9 protein-coding genes are annotated in these 9,419 nt (G+C 60.0%); 3 read left to right on the top strand and 6 right to left on the bottom strand.

Annotation, left to right across the window (positions count from 1 at the left end):
* Positions 1-60 precede the first annotated feature (60 nt).
* The 5 genes from B1722_RS27650 to B1722_RS27630 all read right to left on the bottom strand — a co-directional run bounded on the left by B1722_RS27650 (position 61) and on the right by B1722_RS27630 (position 4,747).
* A complete protein-coding gene (locus B1722_RS27650) occupies positions 61-597 on the bottom strand; it encodes a C40 family peptidase (protein WP_034156233.1) in 537 nt (178 codons plus the stop codon).
* Between the two features lie 219 nt (positions 598-816).
* Positions 817-1,434, bottom strand: a complete 618-nt coding sequence (locus B1722_RS27645; RefSeq protein ID WP_041074354.1) for a C40 family peptidase — start codon at positions 1,432-1,434, stop codon at positions 817-819.
* Between the two features lie 225 nt (positions 1,435-1,659).
* Entirely contained in the window at positions 1,660-2,364 is a 705-nt protein-coding gene (gene hda, locus B1722_RS27640) for a DnaA regulatory inactivator Hda (RefSeq protein WP_025111852.1), read from the bottom strand.
* A gap of 219 nt (positions 2,365-2,583) precedes the next feature.
* Complete coding sequence (locus tag B1722_RS27635; protein ID WP_086794967.1) at positions 2,584-3,657, bottom strand: AI-2E family transporter; 1,074 nt, start codon at positions 3,655-3,657, stop codon at positions 2,584-2,586.
* 31 nt (positions 3,658-3,688) lie between these two features.
* Positions 3,689-4,747 carry a DUF2066 domain-containing protein gene (locus B1722_RS27630; RefSeq protein ID WP_086794966.1) on the bottom strand — a complete coding sequence of 353 codons (1,059 nt, stop codon included), beginning with the start codon at positions 4,745-4,747 and terminating at the stop codon, positions 3,689-3,691.
* 374 nt (positions 4,748-5,121) lie between these two features.
* Between B1722_RS27630 and purM the strand changes: the two genes are divergently transcribed.
* From purM to B1722_RS27615, 3 genes are read left to right on the top strand one after another with little or no spacing between them, the layout of a single operon-like run.
* A complete protein-coding gene (gene purM / locus B1722_RS27625; RefSeq protein ID WP_047292867.1) occupies positions 5,122-6,180 on the top strand; it encodes a phosphoribosylformylglycinamidine cyclo-ligase in 1,059 nt (352 codons plus the stop codon).
* The gene (purN, locus tag B1722_RS27620) at positions 6,180-6,830 is read left to right on the top strand and encodes a phosphoribosylglycinamide formyltransferase (protein WP_086794965.1); all 651 of its coding nucleotides are present in this window, start codon (positions 6,180-6,182) and stop codon (positions 6,828-6,830) included. The genes purM and purN overlap by 1 nt, the downstream gene beginning before the upstream one ends.
* A gap of 8 nt (positions 6,831-6,838) precedes the next feature.
* Positions 6,839-7,552, top strand: coding sequence for a DUF3108 domain-containing protein (locus B1722_RS27615; protein ID WP_041074363.1), 714 nt, complete (start codon positions 6,839-6,841; stop codon positions 7,550-7,552).
* Positions 7,553-7,731: 179 nt separating this feature from the next.
* On the opposite strand, the gene B1722_RS27610 is transcribed toward B1722_RS27615, so the two are convergent.
* The gene (locus tag B1722_RS27610; protein WP_086794964.1) at positions 7,732-9,357 is read right to left on the bottom strand and encodes a methyl-accepting chemotaxis protein; all 1,626 of its coding nucleotides are present in this window, start codon (positions 9,355-9,357) and stop codon (positions 7,732-7,734) included.
* Between the last annotated feature and the right edge of the window lie 62 nt (positions 9,358-9,419).

The raw sequence follows: 9,419 nt of genomic DNA, 5'->3' as shown, positions 1-9,419 counted from the left end.
GAGATTCTAGGGTTGCTGAGCAACATAGAATCTCCCACATTAGGATTGCTGCGATTTTTACTAGGGGTTATGCGCCAGATGCTCCGGCTGCAACACCCGCTTGGCACTCAGATACGCCTTCTGCCAATACGCCTTCGACAGGCTGTCCAGCTTCACTGTGCCGCCGGTTGCTGGCGCATGCACGAAGCGACCTTCCCCCACGTAGATCCCCGCATGGCTGACCTGAGAGCCACCATTGGTGGCGAAGAAGATCAGGTCGCCAGTCTGCAAACCCTCTTTGCCGACATTCGGCGCTTGCATCACGATCATCTCGCGGGTGGAGCGCGGCAAGGAGATGCCGGCGGCATCGCGGTAGACGAAGCCGATCAGACCGCTGCAATCAAACCCGGAGTCTGGTGTGTTGCCGCCCCAGCGATAAGGCGTGCCAACCAGGCCCAGCGCGCGAAACAGCACGTCTTCAGCAGCCGGCGAAAAAGCTTGGGAGGGCCCGAACACCACCGGAGCGCGTACCACAGGCGCAGGCGGCGGAGTGCGGCTGGCGCAAGCGCTGAGCAGCGCTGCGAAGAAAATCAATGTGAGGCGGGCCGACATCGTCATAAGCAGAACATCCTGATCTGGCTGCGGCTTTCTCTGCCGAATGGACAGAAACAAAACCGCCTGCGGAGCACGCAGGCGGTTTGCCATCAATATAGATACAGGATTCTAGCGGCTACACGGCAAACTTCAAGTAAGACTTTAACTTCACCTTGTAAAGTCTAGGTCTACTCCCTTGCCGGGAACCGTTTTTGTCGCCACGGACGTGGCGACAACGGGGAATTACTTGCGAGCGGTAACCACGGTCGGTGCCATTGCGAGGGCGCGTTTGGCTTCGATGAAGGTCTTGCTCCAGTAGCTGTCACCCAGGCTGTCAATGCGGACACCGCCGCTGCGACGACTGCTGGAATGAATGAACTGGTTGTCACCCAGGTAGATCCCGGCGTGGCTTACACGACCGCGACGACCATTGGTGGCGAAGAACAGCAGATCGCCCGGCTCAAGATTACCGCGCGAGACCAGAGGCGCATCCACATTGATCATTTCGCGGGTGGAGCGCGGCAGATTCATGCCGGCCTCTTCGCGGAACAGATAACCGATGAAACCGCTGCAGTCGAAACCGGCTTCAGAGGTACCGCCGAAACGGTAACGGGTACCGATCAGGGACATGCCGCGTTCGAGGATGCTGTCGGCCAGAACCGGAAGCTCATAGGGCTTCTTGCCGTTGAAATCGGCGAGTTCTTTTTCGGTAGCCAGCTCTTCCTGGTAAATAACGGAAGACTGGGCGGTGGCAGAATTTTTAACCTGTTGAGGCTGCTCTTGAACTGGAGAATGAGCAGCGCAACCGAACAACAGGGTGACGAGTGCGAGAGGCACGAGGGGTGCGAAGCGATTTAGCATGGGCACGACCGTGGCTGAAGTTGTAAAGAAGCCGAGACTATGCCCGCTATCGGCCTCATTTGCAAATTCAATCGATCTTTTTGTGACTTCCCGGTTTCTCGTTTACATCTAAGCGCTTAAGCCCATTTGACTCGATACGCGGTCTGCATACGTTGCGGAAACGCGGATTTTCTGGCGCCTGAAATATGTCGAAACGTGCTGAAAGCCTCGTATTTCAAGGGCTGGCTACCAGCCGAGGGTTTCCTTCAGGAACGGAATTGTCAGCTTGCGTTGCGCCTGCAACGAGGCCTGATCCAGCTGTTCGAGCAGGTCGAACAATGCACTCATGCTGCGGGTACCGCGAGTCAGAATAAAGTGCCCGACTTCATCGGTCAGGTGCAGACCGCGACGCGACGCGCGCAATTGCAGGGCACGCAATTTGTCTTCATCGGAGAGCGGACGCATCTGGAAGATCAGCGCCAGGGTCAGGCGCGATTTGAGGTCAGCCAGCTTCACCGGCAGCTCGCGCGGCGAGGTTGAAGCGGCAATCAGCAAACGTCGACCGCTGTCACGCAGGCGGTTGAACAGATGAAACATCGCCTCTTCCCAGTCCGGCTTGCCGGCAATCACCTGCAAGTCATCCAGGCAGACCAGTTCGTACTGCTCAAGGTTGTCGAGGATTTCGATACCACGATCCATCAGCTCGGCCAGCGGCAGATACACCGCCGGTTCACCCATCTGCTCGAAACGCAGACACGCCGCCTGCAACAGATGCGTACGCCCTACCCCATGCTTGCCCCACAGGTAGATCAGGCTTTCGGTCCAGCCGGCGTCGGCTTCGCATAGGCGCTCGACATAGCCGAGTGCAGCGGCATTGGCGCCTGGGTAGTAGTTGATGAAGGTGGCGTCGTCACGCAGACGCACACCTAGGGGCAGCTGAATCGGTTTCATGCTGACTGAACAGTTCTCAAGGAACCGTTAGTGGCCTCTGTGTAAAGTTTGCGAAGTTTATACCCGTGAAGCTGAGCGCACAATGCGACAGACCCCAAGCAAAATCAAAGGTTTGCGTTAACACGCTGGTTTTATGACAGTTTCTCTGACGCGTCAGCGAAACAATCCACCGCAAAACACGGGCCAACCCGGCACAATGCCGGACCGCCCGTGATCGGATCACAGCTCGGGCTCATCTGCCCCGCTGTAAATATCCGAGTCCTTGTACAAATCGTGCACGTGACGCACCAGCACCATGATCACCGCCGCCACCGGCAATGCCAGCAGCACACCGGTAAAGCCGAACAACTCGCCGCCGGCCAGAATCGCGAAGATCACCGCCACCGGATGCAGGCCGATCCGGTCGCCGACCAGCAGCGGCGTCAGCACCATGCCTTCCAGCGCCTGCCCGACCATGAACACCGCAACGATGCCGATCATCGGGTACAGGTCGCCACCGAACTGGAACAGCCCGGCAATCAGCGCCGCGCCAATACCGATCACAAAACCCATGTACGGCACGATTGCCGCGAGGCCTGCGATCAGGCCGATCAACAGCCCCAATTCCAGACCAACAATCATCAGACCCGCTGCGTAGATCACGCCCAGCGCCAGCATGACCAGCAACTGTCCGCGCACGAACGCGCCGAGCACTTCGTGGCACTCACCGGCGAGCGAGACGATGGTTTCTTCACGATCACGCGGCAACAGGCTGCGGATCTTGGCCATCATCACGTCCCAGTCGCGCAGCAGATAAAAACTCACCACTGGGATCAGCACCAGATTCGCCAGCCAGCCGATCAGCGCTAGGCTTGAAGCAGTTGCCTGACTCAGCACCACACCAACGATGTCAGTGGTCTGCCCCATGTGTTCGCTGATCGCCGCCTTGACCTTGTCGAACTTCCAGAAGCCGTCAGACAGGCCCAGCTTCGATTGCGCCCACGGCAGCGCCGTGTGCTGCAGCCAGTCAAGCATTTGCGGCGCCAACTCATACAAACGCACCAACTGCTTGGCAAGCATCGGCACCAGCACCAACAGCAACGTGGTGACGATCAGAGTGAACAAGGCAAACACCGCGATCACACCCCAGGTTCGCGACAAACCGATTTTCTCCAGCCGATCCACCAGCGGATCGAACAGATACGCCAGCAGCAACGCCACCAGAAACGGCGTGAGGATCGGATGCAGCAACCACACAAACGCGCAAAGCAGGACTACCCCACCGAGCCAGAACCAACGCCGCGTATCGGCCATGTATCACTCCTGCTTCTATATAAGGAAAGACTTACCAGCGAAACCGCAACGAAGGTGCTACCGGTGCAGGCGCTGGAGCCGCAACAGGCGCTGCACCTGCCACCGCTGGCTGCGGCGCTGCCACTGGCGTCGGTGCTTCAGCCGGCAACTCCTGCAACTTCGCCAGCGACAACTGCGCGCGCAACTGATCGGCACTGCCGTTGACCCGATACACGATGCGATCACCCTCGACACTTTGCAGACGCACACCAAACGGTTCGAGTAACCGCAGCAGTGTGGCGTAATGCTCAAGATTCATGCCCTGCACTTCCAGGGTCTGTTGGCCCGAAGCACCAGGCTTGGCGACAAAGCGCGGCGCCAGACGCTCGGCCACCGCCAGCATCACGGCATCGGCCACGCCAGCCTGATCGGCACCCTGCACGCTGCCGGCCTCTTTCTGATCACCCAGCCACAGATGCCACTTGGCCTGCCACTGCCCACCCTCTTCGTGCGCATGCACCGCCAACAAGGCATCCGCACCGTAACGCTCCGAAGCGCCGCGCAATGGTGCGGGATCGGTGCCATCCAGCACTGGCGCGGTGGCCACCAGTTGCTCACTCAAATCAGCCAGCGGCAAACGCAAGGGCAAACCACGATGCTGAGCCGCCGCACGCAGTGGTGCCGCCGCTGCCTGACCGTCACCGACCAGGCTCGAACCTTCAGTCGAATCGTTCAGCCACCAACTCAGGATCGACGGCCGGCTCGCGCCCCACAACGACAATCCCGCACTACGCAGCGCCTGCTCAGTGGTGGCCGGGTCGAAATCGACTTTCAGCACTTCCGGTGGCCCGGCATCAAAACCGAACTGGCTGATGATCTGCTGCGGGTCTTTGCGAATCGTCGCCAACCCTGGATTTTGCACAGCCTTCGGGTCGCCGGTCAGGCGCAATACCAGCGTATCCAGCGCCGCCTGCGTGGCGCGATCGCGCTCTTCCGGCGCCTGGCTGCTGACCGGCTGACGCACTTGATAGAGACCTTTGAGGTTTTCGGCATGACTCGCCAGGCTGACCAACGACAAACAACCCACAACCAACAATTTACAAAGACGCATGGAAAATTCCCGTCGACAGGAGCGGCTGGAACAGGCCGCGTGAACCGGTTAAGCAAGGCTGTGACAATCTGCCATCGCAAAACATTCACACGGCGGCGGTAAGTTTTTGCACAGGGATAACGATAGACGGTTAATCGATACACCTTATACAGGCAGCCACCCGGCACAATTGCAAAAAATTTCCGCTGATTATGCCCCTGCCCGTCGGCGCGAGGATGGCCGCTGCCCCTCAAGCCTGATAAAATCGCGCGCCTTCGCAGACCGGCAACAGCCGGGCACCCCGAAATTCGCGTGAGGCCATCGCCCTCTCGATTTCGATGTTCCCGCTGAACTCGGTCGTTACCCCTGAATCCCCTCCCCTAAAGGCCTGGATCATGAGCAAGCAACCCTCCCTGAGCTACAAGGACGCCGGTGTAGACATCGACGCCGGTGAAGCATTGGTCGAACGCATCAAGAGCGTCGCCAAGCGCACTGCGCGCCCGGAAGTCATGGGCGGCCTGGGCGGTTTCGGCGCCCTCTGCGAGATCCCGGCCGGTTACAAACAGCCGGTGCTGGTTTCCGGTACTGATGGCGTCGGCACCAAGCTGCGCCTGGCGCTGAACCTGAACAAGCACGACAGCATCGGCCAGGACCTGGTCGCCATGTGCGTCAACGATCTGGTGGTGTGCGGCGCTGAACCGCTGTTCTTTCTCGACTACTACGCCACCGGCAAGCTGAACGTTGACGTGGCCGCCACCGTGGTCACCGGTATCGGTGCAGGCTGCGAACTGGCTGGCTGCTCTCTGGTTGGCGGCGAAACCGCTGAAATGCCTGGCATGTACGAAGGCGAAGACTACGACCTGGCCGGCTTCTGCGTCGGCGTCGTGGAAAAAGCCGACATCATCGACGGCTCGAAAGTCGCCACCGGTGACGCGCTGATCGCCCTGCCATCGTCCGGCCCGCACTCCAACGGCTACTCGCTGATCCGCAAGATCATCGAAGTGTCCGGCGCCGACATCGAAACCGTTCAGCTCGACGGCAAACCGCTGACCGACCTGCTGATGGCCCCGACCCGCATCTACGTAAAGCCGCTGCTCAAGCTGATCAAGGACACCGGCGCAGTCAAGGCCATGGCCCACATCACCGGTGGCGGCCTGCTGGACAACATCCCGCGCGTTCTGCCAAAAGGCGCTCAGGCCGTGGTTGACGTGGCCAGCTGGACTCGCCCGGCGGTCTTCGACTGGCTGCAAGAGAAAGGCAACGTCGACGAGACCGAGATGCACCGCGTACTGAACTGCGGCGTGGGCATGGTCATCTGCGTGGCTCAGGAGCACGTTGAAGTGGCCCTGAACACCCTGCGTGATGCCGGCGAGCAACCTTGGGTCATCGGCCAGATCGCTGCCGCTGCCGAAGGCGCTGCTCAAGTCGAGCTGAAAAACCTCAAGGCTCACTGATGTCCCAGACCTGTGATGTCGTGGTGCTGTTGTCCGGCACCGGCAGTAACTTGCAGGCTCTGATCGACAGCACGCGGACCGGCGACAGCCCGGTCCGCATCGCCGCGGTGATTTCCAACCGCGCCGACGCCTACGGCCTGCAACGCGCCAGTGACGCGGGTATCGCCACCCGCTCGCTGGATCACAAGGCCTTCGAAGGTCGCGAGGCCTTCGATGCGGCCCTGATCGAACTGATCGACGAATTCAAACCGAAACTCGTGGTGCTGGCCGGTTTCATGCGCATTCTCAGCGCTGATTTCGTGCGTCACTACCAGGGTCGCCTGCTCAATATCCACCCGTCGCTGCTGCCCAAATACAAAGGGTTACACACGCATCAGCGGGCGCTCGAGGCCGGCGACGCGGAACACGGCTGCTCCGTGCACTTCGTCACCGAGGAACTCGATGGTGGACCACTGGTCGTACAGGCAGTAATACCGGTAGAGTTGTACGACACGCCGCAGACACTTGCGCAGCGAGTGCATGTCCAGGAACACCTGATCTACCCGATGGCTGTACGCTGGTTTGCCGAAGGCCGACTGGCACTCGGTGAGCAAGGTGCTTTACTGGATGGCCAGTTACTCGCGGCCAGCGGCCACTTGATTCGACACTAGGAGATTTTATGCGTCGCGCCCTGCTCTTCGCTTGCGCTCTGCTCGCCCTGCCCTTCGCGCAGGCGGCAGACCTTCAACCGTTCTCCGCGAGCTACACCGCCGACTGGAAACAGTTGCCCATGAGCGGCACTGCCGAACGCAGCCTGACCAAGGAAGCCAACGGCGTCTGGAAACTCAGCTTCAAGGCGTCGATGATGATCGCCAGCCTGACTGAAGAAAGCACCCTGACCCTGGACAAGGACACCCTGCTGCCGCAGTCCTACCACTTCGAACGTGGTGGTCTGGGCAAAGCGAAAAAGGCTGATCTGGACTTCGACTGGAACAGCAAGATGGTCACCGGCACCGACCGTGGCGACGCGGTGAAGATCCCGCTGAACCGTGGCATGGTCGACAAATCGACCTATCAACTGGCGCTGCAGCACGACGTCGCCTCCGGCAAGAAGACCATGAGCTACCAGGTGGTCGATGACGGTGAAGTCGATACCTATGACTTCCGTGTACTGGGTGCCGAGAAAGTCGACACCAAGGCCGGCAAGATCGATGCAATCAAGGTCGAGCGCGTGCGCGATCCGACACAAAGCAAGCGCACTACCGTGCTGTGGTTCGCCAAGGATTGGGATTACCTGCTGGTCCGCCTGCAACAGGTTGAAACCGACGGCAAGGAGTACAACATCATGCTCCAGGACGGCACGGTCAACGGCAAAACCGTTAAAGGCAGCTGATCCGCCGCTACAACCAAAAGCCCCGCAGATGCGGGGCTTTTTTGTGCCTGCAGTTTTCGCGACGACACATATCCCCTGTGGGAGCGAGCCTGCTCGCGAAGACGTCAGTTCAGCCGACATGTTTGTGGTTGATACACCGCTTTCGCGAGCAGGGTTCAGCTCGATCTTCAGCGGTCAGATCAGACCGAAAATTTGGCCACCATATTGTTCAAATCCACCGCCAGCCGCGACAACTCCTGGCTCGCCGCACTAGTCTGATTAGCCCCGGCAGAAGTCTGCGTCGCCAGATCGCGGATATTCATCAGATTGCGGTCCACCTCCCGCGCCACTGCCGCCTGCTCCTCCGAGGCGCTGGCGATCACCAGGTTGCGCTCGTTGATCAAGGTGAACGCCGAGGCGATTTCTTCCAGCGCCTCACCCGCCGCCTTCGCCAGTTCCAGCGTTGAATTGGCGCGAAGGCTGCTCTGCTGCATCGAATTGACCGCCGAATCGGTGCCCTGCTGGATACCGCCGATCATCTGTTCGATTTCCTGGGTCGATTGCTGCGTGCGATGCGCCAACGCCCGCACTTCATCGGCCACCACCGCGAAGCCGCGACCGGCATCGCCGGCCCGCGCCGCCTCGATCGCAGCGTTTAGCGCGAGCAGGTTGGTCTGCTCGGCAATCGAGCGGATCACATCCAGCACCTTGCTGATGCCGTGAACCTTCCGTGCCAGATCCTCCACCTGCGTGGCATTCGACGTGACGTCATCTGCCAGGGATTCGATTGATGTCACGGTCTGTCGGACCTGCTCGCGACCACGCTGGGCGATGCGATCAGATTCGCGTGACGCCTCGGACGTCGCCACCGCATTGCTCGCCACTTCCTCAACGGCAGCCGTCATCTGATTGACCGCCGTGGCGGCCTGTTCAATCTCCAGGCTCTGCTGGTGCAGCCCACGTGTGGCGTCTTCGGTGACACAACTCAGCTCCTCCGAAGCCGAAGCCAACTGACTGGACGACTCGGAAATCTGCCGGATGGTGTCGCGCAGGTTATGCTGCATGCTTTTCAGCGCCTGCAGCAGCCGCGCCGGTTCGTCCTTGCCGGAGATATTGATATCGCCCGTCAGATCGCCACCGGCCACCACTTCCGCCACGCCCAGCGACTGCGTCAGAGGCAAGACGATGCTGCGGGTCAGCAACAGCGCCAGACCGATGGTGATCAGTGCAGTGATGCCGATCATCACGCCGACCCAGACCCGCGAATTGATGAAGACCAGGCGCGCCGCTTCGGTGGCAAGGTTGGCGTTGTGCTTGTTCAGCTCGACCAACTCTTTCAGAGTGACCGCCATGTCGTCGGCCAACGGGCTCATCTCACCGTTGAGAATGGCCGCCGCCTCCTCCACCCGATTCTGCGCGGACAACTGCATGACCTGCGCCTGAAACTCCAGATACTGGTGCTCGGCGACCTTGAAGCGGTCGAACAACTTGCGCTCTTCGGGCAGCACGATCAACACGTCATAGCGTTGCTGGGCTTCGCTCAATACACCGCGCAGGTCATTGAGCTTGGCGACATTCTGCGCCAGCGCCTGCGGATCCCGATTGAGCAACAGGCGCATGGTCAGCGCACGCAGGCGCAGCATGTCCTGACTCATCTCGCCAACCGCCATCACGCTCGGCAGCCAGTTGTTGTCGACCTCATCCGACTGGGCGCGCATGTTCGCCATTTGCAGCAGGGCGAACGCCCCCAAGGCAAACACCATCAAGGCCAACACACCAAAACCCAGGCCGGCACGCGGCGCAATATTGAGACTACGGATGCTCATTACTCTGGTTCCTTCCAAAAGCGCTGCATCAACCCTGCAGCTGGTTGCTCTAGAAGGTATCG

The sequence above is a fragment of the Pseudomonas sp. SCPG-7 genome (assembly GCF_002156405.1).
GTDB lineage: Bacteria > Pseudomonadota > Gammaproteobacteria > Pseudomonadales > Pseudomonadaceae > Aquipseudomonas > Aquipseudomonas parakoreensis.
This window is presented reverse-complemented; position numbering and strand designations above follow the sequence as displayed.

Bases quoted from the DNA above. Each gene is read 5' to 3' on its own strand.
- B1722_RS27650 (WP_034156233.1), bottom strand. From the start codon at position 597: ATGACGATGTCGGCCCGCCTCACATTGATTTTCTTCGCAGCGCTGCTC.
- B1722_RS27645 (WP_041074354.1), bottom strand. From the start codon at position 1,434: ATGCTAAATCGCTTCGCACCCCTCGTGCCTCTCGCACTCGTCACCCTG.
- hda (WP_025111852.1), bottom strand. From the start codon at position 2,364: ATGAAACCGATTCAGCTGCCCCTAGGTGTGCGTCTGCGTGACGACGCC.
- B1722_RS27635 (WP_086794967.1), bottom strand. From the start codon at position 3,657: ATGGCCGATACGCGGCGTTGGTTCTGGCTCGGTGGGGTAGTCCTGCTT.
- B1722_RS27630 (WP_086794966.1), bottom strand. From the start codon at position 4,747: ATGCGTCTTTGTAAATTGTTGGTTGTGGGTTGTTTGTCGTTGGTCAGC.
- purM (WP_047292867.1), top strand. From the start codon at position 5,122: ATGAGCAAGCAACCCTCCCTGAGCTACAAGGACGCCGGTGTAGACATC.
- purN (WP_086794965.1), top strand. From the start codon at position 6,180: ATGTCCCAGACCTGTGATGTCGTGGTGCTGTTGTCCGGCACCGGCAGT.
- B1722_RS27615 (WP_041074363.1), top strand. From the start codon at position 6,839: ATGCGTCGCGCCCTGCTCTTCGCTTGCGCTCTGCTCGCCCTGCCCTTC.
- B1722_RS27610 (WP_086794964.1), bottom strand. From the start codon at position 9,357: ATGAGCATCCGTAGTCTCAATATTGCGCCGCGTGCCGGCCTGGGTTTT.